The following is a 19,897-nucleotide window of genomic DNA, read 5'->3' on the forward strand; positions in this document are numbered from 1 at the left end:
ATGAATTATCGCCAATTACAAACACCTATCCGTACCATTATGACCCCTGGTCCAGTAGAAGTGGACCCTAGAGTTCTGCAAGCAATGTCAACACCAATTCTCGGTCAATTTGATCCGGCTTTTACAGAGATTATGAACGAAGTAATGGATATGTTACGTATGATATTCCAGACAAAAAATAAATGGGCATTTCCAATTGATGGTACATCTCGAGCTGGTACAGAAGCATTATTATGTAGTGTGATAGAGCCTGGAGATCGAGTGCTTGTCCCCATTTTCGGGCGCTTTGGGCATTTGTTAGTTGAAATTTGTGAACGATGTGGTGCTGACGTATATACGATGGAAACAGCTTGGGGAACAGTATTTGAAGAAAAAGATATTATCGAAAAGATAAATGAAGTCCAACCAAAAGTTGTCGCAATTGTCCATGGTGAAACAAGTACAGGGTCTATGCAGCCATTAATTGAAGTCGGTAAAATCTGTCGCGGGCAAGATCGTCTATTGATCGTAGATGCAGTGGCTTCAATGGGTGGGGTTAATATTCCGGTGGATGATTGGCTTATTGATGGGATTATTGCCGGTACCCAAAAGTGTCTATCGATTCCTTCAGGTATGTCATTAATCACCTATAATGAAAGAATAGAAGAAATCATTCAACGTAGAAAAAAGGTAGAGTATGGAATTGCAACTGAAGAAGACAGTAAACAAAATGATACCAAAACGATTCAAAGTAATTATTTAGATTTGGCGATGCTACAAGATTACTGGAGTCCACGGCGATTAAATCATCATACAGAAGCTACCTCTATGATTTATGCGTTACGAGAAGGGTTGCGGCTAGTATTAGAAGAAGGAATATATGAACGATTTGGTCGTCATCAATATCACGAAAAAGCTTTAATAGAAGGTATTAAAGGGATGGGGTTAGAACTGTATGGTGATCCGGAATGTAAACTTCCAACAGTCACTTGTGTAAAGATACCAGATGGAGTAGATGGGGATTCAGTTCGCCAATTTATGTTAGAGCAATTTGGTGTTGAAATCGCATCATCATTTGGTCCTCTTCAAGGGGAAATTTGGAGAATTGGAACGATGGGGTATAGTTGTCGAAAAGAAAATATCTTAAAAGTATTACAAGCACTTGAAGCAGCTTTAATCCGTCATGGCTACGAGCCAAATCGTGGGCAAGCAGTAGAAGCCTCATTGGACTTTTACGAAGCTCCAAAATTTGCAAAGAAATCAGGTGTTACACAATGATTATTTTTTCTGGAGCAGAAGTAGTTGAGCCTCATCAAGTAACAAAGTGTGATGTTGCTATTGATGGTCAAAAAATTATCGCAATTGCGCCACATATTGAAGATGTGAATGCTACGCGAATAGATGTATCGGGAAAAATCATTTTACCAGGTGTAGTAGATGCACATGTTCATCTAAACGAACCAGGAAATGAAGAATGGGAAGGCTTTAAAAGAGGTTCTACTATGCTTGCAGCAGGAGGTGTAACTACTTTCTTTGATATGCCATTAAATAGTAATCCACCAACGATTAATGTGTCAGCATTAGAACTCAAAAAACAATTGGCAGAACAAAAGTCTAATATCGATTATCGATTTTGGGGAGGATTAGTACCAACGAATATTCCTCTATTACAATCATTAGCTGATAATGGTGTAATTGGTTTCAAAGCATTCTTGTCTAATTCCGGTTTTCAGCCATTTTCATCAGTAGATGATCAGGCATTACTACAAGGAATGTTTGAAATAGCAAAGTTAGGAAAAATATTAGCCCTCCATGCAGAAAGTGATACCATTACTTCATGTTTGGCAGAGCAAAAGCTTGAAAAAGGTACTGTTACTGCCAAAGATTATTGTGAATCACGTCCAATTGTAGCAGAAGTAGATGCAGTGCAACGGGCATTACATTATGCTGAAATTACTGGATGTGCCCTTCATTTTGTTCATATTAGTACACCTCAGGCCGTGGAGATTATTCATGAATACAAACAAAAAGGTTTAGATGTAACGCTAGAAACATGTCCTCATTATTTACTTTTTAACGACACAGCTTTCGATTCTCATCAAGTTTATGCGAAATGTGCACCTCCATTACGCTCAGAATCTATTCGTAAAGAACTGATTGTGAAATTGTTGGAAGGGAAAATCGATTATATTGCATCCGATCACTCACCATGCCCAAAAGAATTGAAGGAACTAACACCTCCGAATTATTTCAAATCTTGGGGTGGTATTAATGGTGGACAATTTACACTTCTTTCAATTTTACAAATTGCAGAGGAATATCAATTACCACTAACGGATGTGGCTCGATGGACAGCACAAGCACCTGCACAGCGCTTTGAATTAGGTGGAAAGGGAGAAATCGCAGTGGGGATGGATGCTGATTTTGTTATTTTTGAAAAAAATCCGTTTAAAGTAGATGAAAAGATGATTTATGCAAAGCATAAAGGCACAATCTATAAAGATTTCAATTTTGACTATCAAATTATCAGCACATATTCAAGAGGGAAAGAAGTTTTTCAATCTAAAAATAGCCAAGTGGTTGGCGGTTAGGCCTTTAACCATTTGGCTATGAATTTAGCCTTAATTTACTTGTCTTCCCACTCATCGGCTAACATTCCATAAACAACATGATCGACAAAGTGATCGTAAAGCCATTCATTACTACGAAGGATTCCTTCTTGTACAAACCCTAGTCGTTCAGGAATACTTCTACTTTTTTTATTTCCAACTGCTGCTCGTATTTCAACTTTGTTTGATTGCAATTCATTAAAAGCATAGGTAGTTAAAGCTTTTGCAGCTTGAGTCATAATACCGTGACCTTGATAATCTCTACCTAACCAATACCCAATGTATGCAATACGATGTGTGCGATCAATTTTGTTGAAGCCAGTGATGCCGACGATATCACCCTTCCAAATAATTGCTAAATTTAATAATGTACCGGCTTTTCCACCGATTTGGCTAAATTTAATATACTCCAAAGAATCTTCTACAGATTTTGTACCATCAACCCAAGGCAACCATTCTCTCAAATATGGACGATCTTGATCTGTTAATGTAAATATCGCTTCTGCATCCTCAGGCTGAACTGGTAGTAATAATAGATCTTCAGAAATTTGTATCATATGTGAATACCACCTTTTGGAATATTCCTATTATTGTAATGGATGATACTGTAAGAAAGCAATAGTTATTTTCTATTTAAGATGTCTTATTCTTAAAAAGAAACTGTCTATTATGTGTTCATCTTATAGCAGAATAGACAGTAAAAAATGCTTTTCCTCATTTAAATGAAGAAAAGCATTTTTTCTTGTATACATAATTATTTGTGAGTCTGGAAGTGTTTAAAAGTTCCCCATCAACACTTCTTTCGTTAAGATCGTTTCTTCTAAACACTAAACAACCCTTTTTGAGTTTGTTTTAATTGTTCAGCTAATTCTTCAATTTTCTCAATGACTTCTAAGCGTTGTTGTTTTTGTTCTTCAAGAGCATCTTTTACTGTAGATTCTAAAAGGTTATTTGTTTGTACTACAGTATCTAAGATGGAATGACTCGGATTGCTGACTAATTCTTGTGATTTGTCAGTAATTTCTTGCACACTTGTTAACCATTTAGAAAATTGCTCGTATTGCTCGTTGCTAAATACTTCTTTTACGCTAGTTTGCACATTTTCTAGAATTTCTTTTGTTGCTTTTTTGGATTCTTCCTCGATTGTGTTAATCGTAGATACAGTTGATTCGATAAAGTCTTTTTGATAAGTGAATGATTGTAAAGCTTTTTCACCCACTTCAGTTTGAAATTGTTGCCAAGTTTTTAACCCATTTAACAATCCATCCCATACTAAATCTACGCTTTTTTCTGTTTGTTCTTTCACCATTTACGTTTCCTCCCTTTTCTTCGTGCATTTATAATGATTGCATTTCATTGCATATCATCCATTGGCCTTTCTTTTTTCGGTGAAGACTGATTGATGGGGAAGAAAGGATTGTATAAATCTAAAAAGTTATTTAACAATGTTTGATATTGACTTAGTGAACCTGCCCACATATCCAAATACTTTTCCCCAGCATCAGTTAAAGAATAAACTCGTTTAGCAGGTCCTTTTTCCGGAGTATCCCATTCCGATGATACTAAATTGTCTTTTTCAAGTTTACGAAGAAGACGATAAAAATTCCCCTGATTAATAGGAGTAAAGCCAAATTGAGTAATTTTCTCCATTAATTCATAACCGTGTGAATTCCATTCTCGTAAGTGTAATAGCATAAGTGGTATTAAAAGTTTTTGAGGTGTACCAAAAATTGAATCGCTTTTTTGATTTTTCCCTTCTCTTGTATCCATCACATTCACCTCCTCACTTCAGTACTACATATAAGTGTAATTTACACCTATATTTATACTTATGTTCTTTCGATAAAATAAATTCCTATTCTTTTTTAGTCATATTATTAAAAAACAAACCATAAGGTGTCTTCATAGGTGTTTGAAAAGGAGATGATTTCCAGTGGGTCAAAATACAACACTAGATCCTTTTAAGATTTGGAAGGAAGTGTACGAAAAAACAGAAAGTACATGGAGAGGTACAATTGAAAATTCACTTGGAACCGAACAATTTGCACAAGGGTTAGGACAAGTTCAAAACCAATACGTTCAATATCAAGAACTAGTCAAAACGTTAACTGAATCTTATTTGAAGCAAGCGAATATTCCTAGTATTGAAGAGCTTGCGAAAGTGGCATCTATGATTGTAAACGTAGATACCAAAATTGATAATTTAGATGATTTCATCTATGAACAACAAGAGACGACCTCTTTAGAAATTGCTCAATTGAAACAAGATATTACCAATGTTGAGCAAAAATTAGATCAGCTAATAGAAATACTAAAAAATAAAGATTAAATGAAAAATCTTACAATACTAAAAAATTTGAGGAGTGATTTTGTATGTCAGCAATCGAATTAAAAGAATTAGGACAAGTAAACTATTTGAAGCCATTAGCAAATAAAGTAGCAATCGTAACAGGTGCATCACGTGGGATTGGTGCAGAAATAGCAAAAGTTTTAGCGAAGAATGGTGCAACAGTTGTAGCTACTTACAGTTCATCTGAAGTAGAAATGCAAAAAATTATACAAGAAATCGAAGAACAAGGCGGTCAGGCAATTGCGGTGAAAGCAAATGTTAGTGAATTAGAAGATTCAAGACGCCTTATAGACGAAGTATTAAAACAATTTACAAAAGTTGATATTCTTATTAACAATGCTGGAATTACAAAAGATCGCTCATTCCGTAAAATGTCAAAAGACGAATGGGATCAAGTGATTAACGTCAATCTAAATGGTATTTTCCATACCACATCAGCAGTGATTAATCACATGATTGATCGAAAGTATGGACGCATCATTAATATCAGCTCTATTATCGGTCAAGCTGGTGGATTCGGTCAGACGAATTACGCAGCCTCCAAAGCTGGTATTTTAGGGTTCACTAAATCACTTGCACTAGAAACAGCGAAGAGCGGCATTACTGTCAATGCTGTTTGCCCAGGATTTATCGAGACAGAGATGGTAGCAGCTATGCCTGAAAAAGTGAAAAATAACATTATTGCAAAAGTACCTATGCAACGATTAGGTACAACTTCTGAAATCGCTGAAGCTGTTCTTTATCTCATCCAAGCAAGTTTTGTGACTGGTCAAGAGATAAACGTAAATGGTGGATTGTATATGTAAAAAAAGAAAAATAAAGGAGGTAATATATGCTTACAAAAGAATTCAAAACTCCCTCTGATGAAGGATTAAAAAAAGTCAAAAGACTAACAGAGGTATTTGTTATGGAACCAGAGCCTCAAGTAGGCCAGACGCCGAAAGAAGTAGTTTGGACAAAAAATAAGGCTAAATTATATCGCTATCAGCCAGCTGTAAAAAAGACCAATAAAGTACCTATCCTCATGATTTACGCGCTCATTAACAAGCCATATATTTTAGACTTATATCCTGGAAACAGTTTAATCGAACATTTAACCAATAAAGGACATGATGTTTATCTATTAGACTGGGGAGTGCCTGGCTATGAAGACCGTCATATGAAGTTCGATGATTATATCGTCGATTACATCCCGCAGGCTATTAAAAAGGTATTAAGAAAGTCACAAGCAAAGGAAATAACGCTACTAGGTTATTGCATTGGTGGTACAATGTCAGCTATTTTTACGGCTTTGAATCCACAACTTCCTATTCGTAATCTTCTATTGTTGACTAGTCCGATAGATTTTACAGATGCTGGTCTCTTTACGAAGTGGTTGGATAAACGCTACTTCCAACTTGATAAATTGGTCGACACTTTAGGGAATATTCCGTTTGAAATGATTGACTTTGGAAATAAATTACTAAGTCCTATTTCAACGACATATGGACCATATGTGTCGATTGTAGATCGAGTAGAAGATGATAACTTCGTGTTAAATTGGAAACTAATGCAGAAGTGGTTGAATGATGGAGTTCCTTTCCCAGGAGAGGCTTATAGACAATGGATACGGGAATTTTATCAGGAAAACAAACTGATTAAAGATGAGCTGGTGATTCGTGGAGAAAAAGTGAAGTTATCCAATATTAAGGCAAATCTCCTTAACATTTCTGCAACACGTGACAACATTGCGCTTCCAAACCAAGTTGCACCTTTAAATGATAAAGTATCAAGTGAAAACAAAACCTATCATAGCGTTGAGACAGGGCATATTTCTGTTGTAGTTGGACGTAAAGCTATAAAAGAAATCCATCCATATATTGAAAATTGGATTACTGAAAACTCATATTAACAAATAGAAAGCTTAAAAGTTTTAAATAAAAGAATAGATGTATTTTCATAGTGGCTGTGCCTAAGTAGGAAACTTATGGTGCAGTCACTTTTTTTATAACAAAGAAGTTTTGGCAGAGTGCTCGAAATAAGATTTCACCATCATCTTTGCAAAGGGCTTGTCTCAAATTGCCTTAACAGACACGTTTTTTGGTGGCTTCAAATAGTAAAAAGATGTCCCAAATGTTGTTATTTTGTTATACTAGAACGAGAACATTTGGTCGATTAAGGAGGGAGAAGTATGGCTACTCACGGGAGAATTATCTTTCATATTGATATGAACTGTTTTTATGCTTCCGTTGAACAATCATATAACCCCGAACTTAAAGGAAAGGCGCTTGCTATTGCAGGTAATCCAAAAGAAAGAAGAGGAATCTTAGTCACTTGTTCTTATGAAGCGAGGGCTAAGGGCGTCTATACAACAATGGCTGTATGGGAAGCAAAGAGAAAATGCCCAGAGTTAATATTGATGGCTCCTAATTTCGAACGTTATCGTCAAGCGTCTCAAGCAATGTTTGCCATATTACGTTCATACACAGATTTAGTAGAACCGGTTTCAATTGATGAAGGATATATGGATGTGACGAATATTGTTCATGGACAAGATGCGATTGAACTGGCAGAGTCTATTCAAATAAGAATATTACATGAACTGGATTTACCATGTTCAATTGGAATCTCACCAAACAAATTTCTAGCCAAAACAGCATCAGATATGAAAAAACCAATGGGTATCACTATTCTGAGAAAACGAGATGTGCCTCAAATGCTATGGCATTTACCTGTTATTGATATGCATGGAGTAGGGGAGAGTACCGCTAAAAAGCTTGAAAGTATTGGGATTCACACTATAGGCGATCTTGCGAATATAGAGGAGTATACGATTAAATCGAATCTAGGGAAAAATGGACTTCGACTAAAAGAACGTGCGAACGGGATAGACCAGCGGGAAGTTGATCCAAACTCTATTTATGATACGAAATCTATCGGCAATTCCACGACTTTTCCAATAGATTTAATGGAAATGTCGGAACTAACTGAAGCAATCGGCAAGCTCTGTGAGAAGGTAGCCAAACGATTAGATGCAAAAAATTTAGCAGGACATACGGTATCAGTTATGATTCGAGATACAGATTGGCATAATAGTAATAGAAGTAAAACAGTATCAAATGCTTTATGGAAACAACAGGATATCGAAACAATTGCTATTGAGCTCACCAGAAAGCATTGGAACGGTTCGCCTGTCCGCCTACTTGGTGTTACAGTCAGCAATGTTATTGATAAAAAAGAAACCGTAGAGCAGCTATCTATCTTTTCTTTCCAAAAATACGTAAAAGAAGAACCTGTATTGAAAATTGTTGAAGAGTTGCAACATAAATTTGGCAAAGATATCATTACAAAAGGTATTAAAAATATTAAAAAAACAACATATGAGTCACAGACTAGTTTTAGTAAAGACTTTTTAGATGACCATAAACTATAGGAGGAAAATCATTGCATATACAATTTTTAGGAACAGGTGCAGGGATGCCCTCTAAAACACGTAACGTAAGCTCTTTAGCGTTAAAATTACTAGAAGAAATCGGCTCCATTTGGTTGTTCGATTGTGGAGAGGCAACACAACATCAAATATTACATACAACTGTTAAACCACGTAAAATAGATAAAATTTTTATCACTCATTTACACGGTGACCATATTTATGGATTACCTGGTTTGTTAGGTTCTCGTTCATTTTTAGGTGGAGATCAGCCGTTAACTATATACGGTCCAAAAGGACTTAAAGAGTGGATAGAATTAACGTTACAGACATCTCAAACGCATCTAAATTATGCAATTGAATATGTAGAAGTAGGGGAAGGAATTGTCTTAGAAGATGAAAATTTCATCGTAACTGCAATGCCACTTGAACATGTTGTTCCGTGCTTTGGCTACCGAATAGAACAAAAGCCATTACTAGGCACTTTGCAAGTTGAAAAAGCAATCGCTTTAGGGGTGCCAAAAGGTCCGTTACTAGGTCAATTGAAAAATGGACATAATGTCACTTTGGAAGATGGCACGATTGTTCGAAGCGTAGATGTTACAGATGAACCTAAAAAAGGATTTACAGTGGCTATTCTTGGCGACACTCGTTATTGTGAAAACGCCATTAAACTTAGTGAGAATGCAGATATTGTAGTACACGAATCTACATTTGATCACTCGACTAGTAATTTGGCAGCAAGTTATGGACATTCTACCAACATGGATGCAGCAAATGTTGCACTCAATGCAGGAGCTAAAAACTTATTGTTAAACCATTTAAGTGCTCGCTTCTTTCCTCAGGATATTGAGATGATGTTAAAAGAGGCAAAAAAAATAATGCCAAATACGTTTATGGTAACAGACTTTGATGAGTTTAAGTGGATACACGAAAAACTGGAAAGAATCTAAAAAAATGGACTAGGAGAATTTTTTCCTGGTCCATTTAAAATATTAGGGGGTATTCATTTTTTCGGAAAAAATCAGACTGATGCAAGCGTTAAACGGAAGGAAAGAACCATGCAAAGTTACGCAACACATCAGTCTGAAAAAAAGGAGGATTCAACCACAAGCTAATAATGCTTTGATTGCACCATATCATAGCAATTATAGCTTGGATTGTATCATATGCTCAATAATACGCAATAATTGTGTGAAAGCCTTGAAAAAGTCAAAGCCGATTTAAATGGGAATTAAGTCATCTTACTCAGCCTAGAGATGACAACTTATTTAACACAAGAAGTCTTAACGGTATCAATGTCAATTGCCTTTTTGAAAAATTCAGCAATCAATTCACATGTCTCTTTCGTTTCTTCTTCAAAAAATTCCATCTTACTAAAATAACTATGGATAAGTCCTGGCAATACAATATGTTTTGCTTCAACCCCAGCTTCACGAAGACGAGTTACATAAGCAATTCCTTCATCTAACAAAACGTCATATTCGGCAGCAACCAAAATTGTTTGTGGGATATGTGACAAATCGTTTGCTAGCAATGGTGAAACAGATGAATTACTTTGAATATTTGCATCACCAATATATTGTTTGGTAAACCAAATCATGCCTTCACGATCTAGACCATATCCTTCTCCATATTTTTCATAGGATGAAGTATTAAAACATGTATTTGTAACGGGATAAATAAGCGCCTGTCCCAAAATTTCAGGGCCATTTTTATCAACTGACCATTGAGAAATAACAGCAGCAATATTCCCACCTGCACTATCACCAGCAACAAAGAGTTTTGTAGGATCACCTTGTAAAGAAGCAGCATTCTCTGCAACCCAAAGAAGAGCATCATAGCTATCTTGAACAGGAATAGGGAATGGATGCTCAGGAGCAAGACGATAGTCTACAGATACGACAATTGACTTTGTTGAACTTGTTAGGTAGCGACAACCTCCATCAGCATAATCGGGGCTACCGAAAACCCAGCCTCCACCATGGTAGTAGATAATAATTGGAAATGGACCAACTCCTATAGGTGTATAAACTCTAACTAAAATTTCTGCGCCATCGGAAACTTTAATAAGTCGATCTTCAACGGATGCAATCCCCTCAACCGATACTTGATGAATAGGAGAAGCTGCTCTTTCAGCTCGAGCCTCTTCTGGTGTCTGTTCGTAATATTGAATACCTTTATGAGCTTCAATATAAGCTAATGATCCTTCTTTTAATGGCATAAGAACACGTCCCTTCAAATTAACTATTAAAGCCATTATACCATAAAATTAATTAAACCTATAGAATAACTATGTTTTAAAAACAAAAAAGTAAAATAAAGAATAATATGTGTATGAAGTAGAAGAAAAAGGGATTTTATGATGGGCTTCCCCCATAAAAACCCCTGAATTTATTAGGTGTTAAAATAAAAAATGAACAAATAGCTAATCAAAAAAATAGAGCTAAACTTCAATTTCAACTTCAGATAAGGTAGCAATATCAGTTGACCCAAAGATGAGCATGAACAATAAAACAATTAAAATAATTGCATTTGTAAAACCCGTTCCGTTAAATGTTGAGCCATTCCCATATTTTTTTTCTTTTGATTTACTCATAATTATCACCTTTTCTCATTTTATCTTGGATTGCTTCAAACACTTCTTGGATAGTTAAATCACCATTTTCATCAAGAAAATCACTCAATGCATTTGACTTTTTCTTTTTATTGGATTGAAATTTACCAATTAAAGTAACGGTAATAATGGGAGAATCTCGAAATAATTGCACAGCATCTACTTTTATTTTTCCTGATAATAAAAGTGCAGCTGCGACGATATCTAAGTGTTTTCCTTTTGTTAAATCTTTCAATGTGTAATCAGAAATCGATCGGTGTTTTTTGAATTTTTGAGAGGCATCATTTTTTGAATAATAGTCCGATTGATTTTTGTGGTTACGATAATTGTTAGAGTTATCATACATTCAAGAAAACACCTCCTCAAACTAATTTATGCATATTACAGTGTCATGTGATTGGGTCTATTGGTATCGAGGTAGATTCTTTTAATTAAAATATTTTAATTGCGTTTTTAAATAATGATTTCTATTTCGGATAAATTGTGTGATCATCTCTGGTTCATAGTCGAAGATTTCAATATTATTATTGATATAAGGGTCACGAAGATAATGAGGACGAACAAGTTGATGAAGTGACATGATTTTATCCTCTAAATAGTTGACAGTATATTTCGTTTCGAGGACTTCTTCTAATTTTTCTTTATACATTTTTCTGAATTTGTGGCTATCTAATAGCCGATCTTTTAGTAAATTACCGGGTCTTCCGTCGATTGGTACATATTTATGATCCATAATTCCGCCACTAATTTTCCTTCCCCATGTTGCATCATAATCCCATGGCATAATTTCAAACAATCCAGTTTCACTATTGCGGTAAATTGAATAATTATGATTAAAACCATCGTTATTCATTGTACAAACGGCACCCACAAGCCAACTGAAGTATTTATCTAAATCTAAATAATTTCCAATACGATAAGAAAAGTCTATGGAATCGGATTTATTGATCACCGTTATAAAGTCAATCAGATTTTGATCGTCGGATAATAATCCATGTACACGCTGTAGGCCAGAGAGGAGGGATCTTTTTCGTCTACCTTCTCGATCAAAAGCAAAATTTGCATCATTATTGGTCGCATAATAGATAGGTCCAGAGGGCAGACCTCTCTTTTTCAAAAAAAGATCATCAACAGATTCAAGTTGTAAATAGATCCCTCTAAATGTTTCATTTCTAAAAAAATTAATATGCTTGGTATCAGGAGCGAGCACTCCTAAATCTTGAAAAAAGTCAAGGGAGAGCTTGTTTCGAATAATGGAAGGATCCTTGTACTCTGCATTAAGATGAATAGCATGTGCTTCCAAAATATTATTTGAATTTTGGAAGTGAACAATATAAGATCTTTTTCGGAATTTTCTAGTATATGCACCTCGATAGCCAAGTCGAATTTTGTAGTCGATCCCGTCAATGTTTAATTTGGAAGGAGCCGCATAATCATTTATCAAGTTTTCTCTTAAAATATTCAACTCATCTTCGTCAATCGTTAATATATATGAAGGTACACTTTTAGACATATATATTCACCTCCCTTTTCAAATGTAAATAAGTAAATTTAACAAAAGCTTTCCTTAATCGATTAATTGACCAAGGAAAGCTCTATATGCTTTCATCATAATGTCTTGTAAGTTGGAACTTTAACTTTATAAATAAGAGCATCAATACAACGCAAAATAATAGCTGATACTATAATATTCATGTGCATTACTTTTGGTTAGATTTCTGACGTATTATGTAGTTTGATTTTCATGAAATATTCATAGTTATAGTTTTTTTGGACAAGTTAAGTGCAAGAAAAATTATTGAGGTGATGATCATGATTATTGAAAGGTCGCCTGAGTGGGAAGAAAGTTTTAAAGAAAGATTAGAACAACAAGATAATTGGGATAACTGGGCGCTATATAAGATGACTTACGAAGTAGAGAAAGCCAATTTAATCACGGAATTTACAGGACTTCAATCACCAAAATATTTACCGAACTTAACACCACTTGCTCATCAACTTGATGTAGCACAAACAGTTATAGAAAAGATGAATGGCAAAGCTATTTTAGCTGATGAAGTGGGATTAGGGAAAACCATTGAGGCTGGTTTAATCTTGAAAGAGTATCTAATTAGAGGTCAGGTGAAAAAAGCATTGATCTTGGCACCTGCTTCTCTTATCAACCAATGGGCAGATGAACTGAACAACAAATTTAATATTCCAGCCATTCCGTATAAAAAGAAATCTTCAATCGAATATATTGATATTGTAGTGATGAGTATGGATACCGCAAAGAAGAGTCCCCACAAAGAACAAATCTATGAACAAAATTATGACATGATTATCATAGATGAGGCCCACAAACTAAAAAACCACAAAACCAAGATTTATGAGTTTGTTCAAAGTTTAAAGAAAAAGTTTTGCTTGTTATTAACGGCAACACCCATTCAGAATGATGTGTTTGAATTATTTTATCTTATTTCTTTACTTAAACCGGGTCATTTAGGGAATTTTGAAGTGTTCCAGGAAGCCTTTTCAGCGAGTAAACATGATCTTGATAATGACGAGTTTTTAAAGGAACTGGTCAATCAAGTAATGGTGAGAAATAGAAGACAGGATACAGGGATAGAGTGGTCAAATAGGAAGGTTCAAAACATCTCCATCCAGTTTACAGAAAAGGAAAGAGAAGTATACGATATGATCCTGCAACTGAAGGATGTATCTCCTGTATTTTCTGGTTCGTTTTCAATGATTACTTTACAAAAAGAAATGTGCAGTAGTAAAGAAGCGACTTGTTTGACGTTAGAGAATATGATTCAAAACAGTAATGATGAAGAAGGACTTGAATTTGTCCATAAACTAATGGAAAAATTAATGTCTTTAGAGATTAATTCGAAAGCGGAAAAAACGTACGAAATTATTTCAGAAGCAAATGATAAAGTTATTATATTTACTGAATATCGTGCAAGTCAAATTTATCTACAATGGTTTTTGCACACAAAAGGTATTAAAAGCGTGCTCTTTAACGGAAAATTCAATAAAAGTAAAAGAGATTATATGAAGCATCTTTTTAAAGAACAAGCACAAGTCTTAATCGCTACCGAAGCGGGTGGGGAAGGGATCAATCTTCAATTCTGTCATCATGTGATTAACTATGATTTACCTTGGAATCCGATGAAATTAGAACAACGAATAGGACGCGTTCATAGGCTTGGTCAAGAACATGATGTACAGATTTATAACCTTGCTATTGCTAATACAATCGAACAAAATATTTTAGATTTATTGCAAACTAAAATCGATGTCTTTGAAAAAGTGGTAGGGGAATTAGATGAAATATTAGCATTCAAGAAGTCGATATAGGAAACTTCAGATGGAGGTCAGATATGTTTCCACAACAAGTTCACGAGTATATGAAAACATTTTTTCAAGAAACTAACTGTCAAATCATCGAAGAAGACGAACATTATTTAACCGTTCAACTGACGATAGATATGGATAAAAGAATTATGAATCGACCTTATTACTGGAAGTACGTTGAAAGTACGAATGGCGTTCCCGCACCAAGCCAGCTTACTTTAATAACAGATCAAAATCATGTAAGTAGCGAACTTAGAGGAGAAATTGTCCATTTTGGCTCTTATCGTTTAAACCAACTATTTAAAGCAACCAAAGAGTTAGGCAAATATGTTCAAATGTTTGAAAATACGGATTCTTTTGAAGGACAAACAATCTTAACGCCATATTTAGGCGTCAATTATAAAGTTTCCTATTTGTGTGATAAAACAAGAGAACATCTCTATTCTCTAGGGGTTAACTTAATGACAGGCAAAATCATTGATGATTTTCAAGATATAGTAACGCAAATCGATCTTGTCTCGGACTTACCAGATAATGCATTTCCTCTGCAATTTATTATCAAACCTTTACGTGGAATTGAACGATTGGATCTTGTCATCAACAATATTATCCAATTAGATGACCACACATGGGTAGAGGAAGCAGACAAAAGATGGAAAAGGGATCAAAGAGTATTAGACTATTTCTATAAGGATATAGATGAAAAACCAGAATGCTACGAAATCGAGGCAAAAGCCCTCGAAGAAAGATACAACGCCAAAATCAAAATTGAAATCATCAACGGTGGGTTGTTTTACTTGAGATGATAAAAGAAGCGTGAGTCGTGATAAAGAGTTCATACCTTTCTATTCAAGACCTTAATAATGTACTACTAGACCATTCTCGCTCAAGCTTCCGACCGATGTCTTAATATGCAAAAATATCTTACAATAATGCTCCAACAGAAGGAAAAGGGTAATACATTTACTGATACTAATTTTAAATCAATTATTACTTAGAAAGAGAGCGTATTTTTTGAACAAAAAGCTTTATTGTGATAATAATAGTTGAGAGGTAGCTAAATTATAAATGTTAGTACGTCAGTAATTGTAAAAGGAGATGCTTATTTTGGCACAATCACTAAAAGGTAAAATAGCTTATGTAACTGGAGCTGGACGAGGAATCGGTAAAGCAGTTGCAGTAGCTTTAGCAAAAGAGGGCGTAAATGTAGGTCTATTTGCAAGAACTGAAGAATCATTAAAAAGTGTAAAAGCAGAAATTGAAGCACTAGGTGTTAAAGCTGCTTACGCAACAGTAGATGTTTCATCACTTGAAGAAGTACAACAAGCAATTGAAAAAGTAACAAAAGAATTAGGTAAAGCTGATATTCTTATCAACAATGCGGGTATCGGTGGATTTGCTACTCTTTTAGATATGGATCCAGTACAATGGAAAAAAACTATCGATGTAAATCTTATGGGAACATATTATGTAACTCGTACAGTTCTTCCACAATTAATCGAAAAAAATGGTGGAGATATTATCAATATTTCTTCAACAAACGGTCTAAACGGTGCAGCAACTTCAAGTGCATATAGTGCATCTAAATTCGGTGTTATTGGTTTAACTGAATCATTAGCACAAGAAGTACGCAGAAACAACATCCGTGTTACTTCTCTAACTCCAAGTACAGTAGCAACAGATCTTGCACTAAATACAAACTTAATTGCAGAAAATAATGATCAAAAATATATCCAACCTGAAGATATCGCAGAAGTTATTGTTTCTCAATTAAAACTTAACCAACGTATCTATGTAAAAACTGCAAGTCTTTTAGCAACAAACCCATTCTAATGAATAAATCATAATCACTAAAGCACTTAGATGGATATTAACATCTAAGTGCTTTTTACTTTTTATCTTACTCATGCATTAGCTCCTTTAACTCTTCAATCTGCACTTTATACGATAAACAAAAAATATTTTTCATCATTTAAAGAATAAAACTAAAAATTGTTGGCTAAAGTATATAAAATATTAGTACTTTTCAAAAATAAAGGAGAATTATCAACTTGAAGCTTATATTAGATTTATTTGTTTCTATATTTATAGGATACCATGTCTATAAATTTATCCAACTTTTGTTCAAGATGAAGAAAGAGGTTTTGTTTCCTAAAATAGATGAAGAGTCTACAACTATTCAAAAATATCCCCAAAAACCAATAAATCTACCATCCTACTCAAAACAAAAATTAGAGATTATCATTTATTCTTTAGTGCTTTTGGCGGTGATTAGCATCCTTATTTGGGTAGTCTTTTATGTAGAATTAGATGGAGCGCTTTATCTTTTATTATTACTTCCTTTAGCAAATTCACATAATTTATTTAACTTATTTGCGATTGTTGAAGACGGCGTGTTGAGTGGAAGTCGTTTTATAGCATGGAAAAATATAAATTCATTTCATTTTGTCCCAATCGATATTAATCATAAGTATTATGGATTTTCTAAAGAAGTAAATAATGGTTATGAATTGATTTTAAAGGAAAGTCTTTTTACCGTAAGTTGTATTGTAACTTCTGAAGAATCTAAAGAAACATTAACACAAATTTTTTATGAATATGGATTAAAACAAGAACAAGATCCATTCTTTAAAGTTTCTTGAAATGGGCCCCTGTTAAAGCTCGAAAACTTAACTCGTTCGTTATCAAAAACGGAATTCCACGCATATTATCTGAAAAATTTGTAATACTATCCCTAAATTATTTATTTAATTGTCAGAAGGGAAAGTGACAAATTTGGCGAAGCATTCAGATATAAGTTGGAAAAAAGATCATCCTTGCACTTTATCAAGTAACTCAGTTGAAAAGGCGCTGCGTATGGTGCAATCAGCGAGGTCACACTATGAAGAAATTGCAGTTGAACATATTTTCGATCAAATATCACATGCAGAAAAGGCTATTCAAACTGCAGAAGAATTTGGAGAGCATTTAGATATAGTTGAGCAAAATAAAAAACAACTTAAACAAGTAAAGCAACAATTAAGTGAATTTCAAAAAGAATAAGATTTCCCCCCGTTGGTTAAAAACTTACGGGGGTATTTTTAACAATAACCAAGCGTTATCTTTTCATGCTAAATGTTCTGAAAAAATTATTTAACACCAAACGATTATTTTATATGGAGTAGTTTGTGCAGGAATACTTCTCGTAGTAGGTCCGTATGTCACAATAAGATTTCGATTTCCTGGAAAACTCGAAAATGTTTGCCCATTTGTTAACATAATGGGTGTATTAGCTGTAAGATTCAGTTTTAATTGACCGTCACTGCTGACCAATTGACCGTTGAAAAAATCAACTTTGACATTTTGATAACTGTGTTCTTTTACAATAATAAGCGCTTGATACTGCGGAGGAAATATCAATGGTGCTGGCGCATCTCCATCATAATATCCAGTAATCACATCTCCAACATTTACAATTTCATAATTCGAAAAATAAGTAGTAGGTGACACGATGAAATTTACAATGTTACCTAACTCATCCTGAACGGACATTATCTTAAAACAACCTTCTCCATTTTGACCACTTGCAAAATCATTTATCTGCGAGACTGTCCCACGAAAATTTTTGAAATTTACCATAGCCATTCCTTTCTGTAAAAGAGTTTAAATCTATAGTTGTAATTTAGTCTATGTAAAATGATTACAGAAGTGCTTATTATGCATAAAACGATACTTAAAAAAGAATTTTGTAGAAGGTCGTAATTATAATAAATATGATGCAAGTTTATAAAACAGTTAGCAGGCCTTAAATACTATCTAAACAGTTCTTCTAAAGATATATAGAATTACGGAAAATTACATTATATCCATCTAATATGAAATTTTTATACAATAGAAGAAACTAGGATATCTTATAAGTATGATATATATATAAGATATTTTATTTTATAAATAATTGTGATACACTATGGACAGGTTGTAAATGATACAGAAAAGGTGTATGACAAGGTGCGCTTTGCTTATTTTCATGTATTAGCGCTTCCCCCCCCCCACTTTTCTGCAAATATACAGAATAAGGAAGGTAAACATGAGCAGTCAAACTAAAACAGACGTTATCTTAATTGGTGCCGGAATCATGAGTGCGACTTTGGGAACACTCCTAAAAGAATTAGTACCAGAATGGAACATTAAAGTGTTTGAAAAACTTGACAAACCAGGTGAAGAAAGTTCTAACGAATGGAACAATGCGGGAACTGGACACTCTGCACTTTGCGAACTTAACTATACTCCTGAAAGACCAGATGGCACAATCGATACTAAAAAAGCGATTAATGTCAATGAACAATTCCAAGTTTCAAGACAATTTTGGTCTCATTTAGTAAACAAAAAATTAATCAAAGATCCACAAAAATTTATCATGCCTATTCCTCATATGAGTTTGGTGCAAGGTGAAAAAAATGTCGAATTCTTAAAAAAACGTTTTGAAGCGCTTTCAAAAATTCCTTTGTTCCAAGGAATGGAATTCTCTGATGATAAAGAAACATTGAAAAAATGGATTCCACTTATTATGGATGGACGTACATCAGATACTCCGATTGCAGCTACTAAAATTGAATCTGGTTCAGATGTTAACTTTGGTAATTTAACACGTATGTTATTTGACCACCTACAAAGACAAGGTGTAGAAGTTAACTACAATCATACTGTTGAAAACATCAAACGTACAAGCGATGGTTCATGGGAAGTAAAAGTTAAAAGTGCTGATGGTAAATTACAATATAATACAGCGAAATTCCTATTTATCGGTGCTGGCGGCGGAAGTCTACCATTACTTCAAAAAACAGGTATTCCAGAAAGCAAACATGTCGGTGGATTCCCTGTAAGTGGTCTATTCTTAGTATGTAACAACCAAGAAGTTATTGATCAACACCATGCAAAAGTATATGGTAAAGCAGCAGTTGGTGCACCACCAATGTCTGTACCTCACCTTGATACTCGTTACATTGATGGTAAAAAATCATTATTATTCGGACCATTCGCTGGTTTCTCTCCTAAGTTCTTAAAAACAGGTTCTAACATGGACTTATTAGGTTCTGTAAAACCAAACAATGTTTTCACTATGCTAGCAGCAGGTGCTAAAAACTTAGATTTAACAAAATACTTAGTTCAACAATTGATGCTATCTAAAGATCAACGTATTGAAGAACTACGCGACTTCATTCCAAACGCTAAAGGCGAAGATTGGGATATCGTTGTAGCTGGTCAACGTGTACAAGTTATCAAAGATACTGAAGCTGGTGGTAAAGGTACTCTACAATTTGGTACTGAAGTAATCACTGGTGCTGATGGTTCAGTTGCTGCATTACTAGGCGCATCTCCAGGTGCTTCTACAGCTGTTAAAGTAATGCTTGACGTAATCACTAAATGTTTCCCTCAATATATGAAAGAATGGGAACCAAAGATTAAAGAAATGATTCCATCATATGGTACAAAACTTGTTGAAAACCCAGAATTATTCAACAAACTACATGCCGAAACTTCAAAAGCACTTGGTTTAAAATAAGTAAATAAAGTGACAAAAAGGACCTTTAATCATCATGATTAAAGGTCTTTTT

21 protein-coding genes are annotated in these 19,897 nt (G+C 34.5%); 13 read left to right on the forward strand and 8 right to left on the reverse strand.

Features of this window, described 5'->3' with window-relative positions; genetic code table 11:
* Both D1606_RS05055 and allB read left to right on the forward strand, forming a co-directional pair.
* On the forward strand, window positions 1–1,257 hold the full coding sequence (locus tag D1606_RS05055; protein ID WP_119414932.1) for a pyridoxal-phosphate-dependent aminotransferase family protein: 1,257 nt from the start codon (window positions 1–3) through the stop codon (window positions 1,255–1,257).
* Window positions 1,254–2,570 (forward strand): allantoinase AllB, encoded by a 1,317-nt coding sequence (gene allB / locus D1606_RS05060; protein ID WP_119414933.1) that lies wholly within the window; start codon window positions 1,254–1,256, stop codon window positions 2,568–2,570. The genes D1606_RS05055 and allB overlap by 4 nt, the downstream gene beginning before the upstream one ends.
* A gap of 35 nt (window positions 2,571–2,605) precedes the next feature.
* On the opposite strand, the gene D1606_RS05065 is transcribed toward allB, so the two are convergent.
* The 3 genes from D1606_RS05065 to phaQ form a co-directional block, all read right to left on the reverse strand.
* Window positions 2,606–3,145: a GNAT family N-acetyltransferase gene (locus D1606_RS05065; protein ID WP_119414934.1), complete on the reverse strand. Its 540-nt coding sequence runs from the start codon at window positions 3,143–3,145 to the stop codon at window positions 2,606–2,608.
* Window positions 3,146–3,408: 263 nt separating this feature from the next.
* Window positions 3,409–3,897, reverse strand: a complete 489-nt coding sequence (locus D1606_RS05070; protein ID WP_119414935.1) for a hypothetical protein — start codon at window positions 3,895–3,897, stop codon at window positions 3,409–3,411.
* Window positions 3,898–3,941: 44 nt separating this feature from the next.
* Window positions 3,942–4,358 (reverse strand): poly-beta-hydroxybutyrate-responsive repressor, encoded by a 417-nt coding sequence (gene phaQ / locus D1606_RS05075; RefSeq protein WP_119414936.1) that lies wholly within the window; start codon window positions 4,356–4,358, stop codon window positions 3,942–3,944.
* Between the two features lie 163 nt (window positions 4,359–4,521).
* On the opposite strand from phaQ, the gene D1606_RS05080 reads away from it, so the two are divergent.
* The 5 genes from D1606_RS05080 to rnz all read left to right on the forward strand — a co-directional run bounded on the left by D1606_RS05080 (window position 4,522) and on the right by rnz (window position 9,300).
* Window positions 4,522–4,917 (forward strand): polyhydroxyalkanoate biosynthesis repressor PhaR, encoded by a 396-nt coding sequence (locus tag D1606_RS05080; RefSeq protein ID WP_119414937.1) that lies wholly within the window; start codon window positions 4,522–4,524, stop codon window positions 4,915–4,917.
* Between the two features lie 86 nt (window positions 4,918–5,003).
* On the forward strand, window positions 5,004–5,744 hold the full coding sequence (gene fabG / locus D1606_RS05085; protein WP_369973750.1) for a 3-oxoacyl-[acyl-carrier-protein] reductase: 741 nt from the start codon (window positions 5,004–5,006) through the stop codon (window positions 5,742–5,744).
* A 26-nt stretch (window positions 5,745–5,770) separates the two neighbouring features.
* The gene (gene phaC, locus D1606_RS05090) at window positions 5,771–6,829 is read left to right on the forward strand and encodes a class III poly(R)-hydroxyalkanoic acid synthase subunit PhaC (protein WP_119414939.1); all 1,059 of its coding nucleotides are present in this window, start codon (window positions 5,771–5,773) and stop codon (window positions 6,827–6,829) included.
* 279 nt (window positions 6,830–7,108) lie between these two features.
* Window positions 7,109–8,350: a DNA polymerase IV gene (locus D1606_RS05095; protein ID WP_119414940.1), complete on the forward strand. Its 1,242-nt coding sequence runs from the start codon at window positions 7,109–7,111 to the stop codon at window positions 8,348–8,350.
* 11 nt (window positions 8,351–8,361) lie between these two features.
* On the forward strand, window positions 8,362–9,300 hold the full coding sequence (gene rnz, locus D1606_RS05100; RefSeq protein WP_119414941.1) for a ribonuclease Z: 939 nt from the start codon (window positions 8,362–8,364) through the stop codon (window positions 9,298–9,300).
* Between the two features lie 314 nt (window positions 9,301–9,614).
* Here rnz and D1606_RS05105 read toward each other — a convergent pair whose 3' ends face one another.
* The 4 genes from D1606_RS05105 to D1606_RS05115 all read right to left on the reverse strand — a co-directional run bounded on the left by D1606_RS05105 (window position 9,615) and on the right by D1606_RS05115 (window position 12,477).
* The gene (locus D1606_RS05105; protein WP_119414942.1) at window positions 9,615–10,571 is read right to left on the reverse strand and encodes an alpha/beta hydrolase; all 957 of its coding nucleotides are present in this window, start codon (window positions 10,569–10,571) and stop codon (window positions 9,615–9,617) included.
* Between the two features lie 222 nt (window positions 10,572–10,793).
* Window positions 10,794–10,946, reverse strand: a complete 153-nt coding sequence (locus D1606_RS18940; protein ID WP_164489555.1) for a hypothetical protein — start codon at window positions 10,944–10,946, stop codon at window positions 10,794–10,796.
* The gene (locus tag D1606_RS05110; RefSeq protein ID WP_233548020.1) at window positions 10,939–11,310 is read right to left on the reverse strand and encodes a hypothetical protein; all 372 of its coding nucleotides are present in this window, start codon (window positions 11,308–11,310) and stop codon (window positions 10,939–10,941) included. The genes D1606_RS18940 and D1606_RS05110 overlap by 8 nt, the downstream gene beginning before the upstream one ends.
* Before the next feature lie 81 nt (window positions 11,311–11,391).
* Window positions 11,392–12,477 carry a CotH kinase family protein gene (locus D1606_RS05115; protein WP_119414943.1) on the reverse strand — a complete coding sequence of 362 codons (1,086 nt, stop codon included), beginning with the start codon at window positions 12,475–12,477 and terminating at the stop codon, window positions 11,392–11,394.
* Window positions 12,478–12,776: 299 nt separating this feature from the next.
* On the opposite strand from D1606_RS05115, the gene D1606_RS05120 reads away from it, so the two are divergent.
* The 5 genes from D1606_RS05120 (at window position 12,777) to D1606_RS05140 (ending at window position 17,345) form a co-directional block, all read left to right on the forward strand.
* The gene (locus tag D1606_RS05120; protein ID WP_199670665.1) at window positions 12,777–14,306 is read left to right on the forward strand and encodes a DEAD/DEAH box helicase; all 1,530 of its coding nucleotides are present in this window, start codon (window positions 12,777–12,779) and stop codon (window positions 14,304–14,306) included.
* 23 nt (window positions 14,307–14,329) lie between these two features.
* Complete coding sequence (locus tag D1606_RS05125) at window positions 14,330–15,109, forward strand: YqhG family protein (protein WP_119414945.1); 780 nt, start codon at window positions 14,330–14,332, stop codon at window positions 15,107–15,109.
* Between the two features lie 292 nt (window positions 15,110–15,401).
* The gene (locus tag D1606_RS05130; RefSeq protein ID WP_199670667.1) at window positions 15,402–16,136 is read left to right on the forward strand and encodes a 3-ketoacyl-ACP reductase; all 735 of its coding nucleotides are present in this window, start codon (window positions 15,402–15,404) and stop codon (window positions 16,134–16,136) included.
* Window positions 16,137–16,354: 218 nt separating this feature from the next.
* Window positions 16,355–16,945 carry a hypothetical protein gene (locus D1606_RS05135; RefSeq protein WP_119414947.1) on the forward strand — a complete coding sequence of 197 codons (591 nt, stop codon included), beginning with the start codon at window positions 16,355–16,357 and terminating at the stop codon, window positions 16,943–16,945.
* Window positions 16,946–17,069: 124 nt separating this feature from the next.
* On the forward strand, window positions 17,070–17,345 hold the full coding sequence (locus D1606_RS05140; RefSeq protein ID WP_367269450.1) for a hypothetical protein: 276 nt from the start codon (window positions 17,070–17,072) through the stop codon (window positions 17,343–17,345).
* A 90-nt stretch (window positions 17,346–17,435) separates the two neighbouring features.
* Here D1606_RS05140 and D1606_RS05145 read toward each other — a convergent pair whose 3' ends face one another.
* Window positions 17,436–17,921, reverse strand: a complete 486-nt coding sequence (locus D1606_RS05145) for a hypothetical protein (RefSeq protein ID WP_119414948.1) — start codon at window positions 17,919–17,921, stop codon at window positions 17,436–17,438.
* Between the two features lie 433 nt (window positions 17,922–18,354).
* On the opposite strand from D1606_RS05145, the gene D1606_RS05150 reads away from it, so the two are divergent.
* Window positions 18,355–19,845 carry a malate:quinone oxidoreductase gene (locus D1606_RS05150; RefSeq protein WP_119414949.1) on the forward strand — a complete coding sequence of 497 codons (1,491 nt, stop codon included), beginning with the start codon at window positions 18,355–18,357 and terminating at the stop codon, window positions 19,843–19,845.
* Window positions 19,846–19,897: the final 52 nt, after the last annotated feature.

The organism is Rummeliibacillus sp. POC4, from assembly GCF_003576525.1.
GTDB lineage: Bacteria > Bacillota > Bacilli > Bacillales_A > Planococcaceae > Rummeliibacillus.

Bases quoted from the DNA above. Each gene is read 5' to 3' on its own strand.
- D1606_RS05055 (WP_119414932.1), top strand. From the start codon at position 1: ATGAATTATCGCCAATTACAAACACCTATCCGTACCATTATGACCCCT.
- allB (WP_119414933.1), top strand. From the start codon at position 1,254: ATGATTATTTTTTCTGGAGCAGAAGTAGTTGAGCCTCATCAAGTAACA.
- D1606_RS05065 (WP_119414934.1), bottom strand. From the start codon at position 3,145: ATGATACAAATTTCTGAAGATCTATTATTACTACCAGTTCAGCCTGAG.
- D1606_RS05070 (WP_119414935.1), bottom strand. From the start codon at position 3,897: ATGGTGAAAGAACAAACAGAAAAAAGCGTAGATTTAGTATGGGATGGA.
- phaQ (WP_119414936.1), bottom strand. From the start codon at position 4,358: ATGGATACAAGAGAAGGGAAAAATCAAAAAAGCGATTCAATTTTTGGT.
- phaC (WP_119414939.1), top strand. From the start codon at position 5,771: ATGCTTACAAAAGAATTCAAAACTCCCTCTGATGAAGGATTAAAAAAA.
- D1606_RS05095 (WP_119414940.1), top strand. From the start codon at position 7,109: ATGGCTACTCACGGGAGAATTATCTTTCATATTGATATGAACTGTTTT.
- D1606_RS05105 (WP_119414942.1), bottom strand. From the start codon at position 10,571: ATGCCATTAAAAGAAGGATCATTAGCTTATATTGAAGCTCATAAAGGT.
- D1606_RS18940 (WP_164489555.1), bottom strand. From the start codon at position 10,946: ATGAGTAAATCAAAAGAAAAAAAATATGGGAATGGCTCAACATTTAAC.
- D1606_RS05110 (WP_233548020.1), bottom strand. From the start codon at position 11,310: ATGTATGATAACTCTAACAATTATCGTAACCACAAAAATCAATCGGAC.
- D1606_RS05115 (WP_119414943.1), bottom strand. From the start codon at position 12,477: ATGTCTAAAAGTGTACCTTCATATATATTAACGATTGACGAAGATGAG.
- D1606_RS05120 (WP_199670665.1), top strand. From the start codon at position 12,777: ATGATTATTGAAAGGTCGCCTGAGTGGGAAGAAAGTTTTAAAGAAAGA.
- D1606_RS05125 (WP_119414945.1), top strand. From the start codon at position 14,330: ATGTTTCCACAACAAGTTCACGAGTATATGAAAACATTTTTTCAAGAA.
- D1606_RS05130 (WP_199670667.1), top strand. From the start codon at position 15,402: ATGCTTATTTTGGCACAATCACTAAAAGGTAAAATAGCTTATGTAACT.
- D1606_RS05145 (WP_119414948.1), bottom strand. From the start codon at position 17,921: ATGGTAAATTTCAAAAATTTTCGTGGGACAGTCTCGCAGATAAATGAT.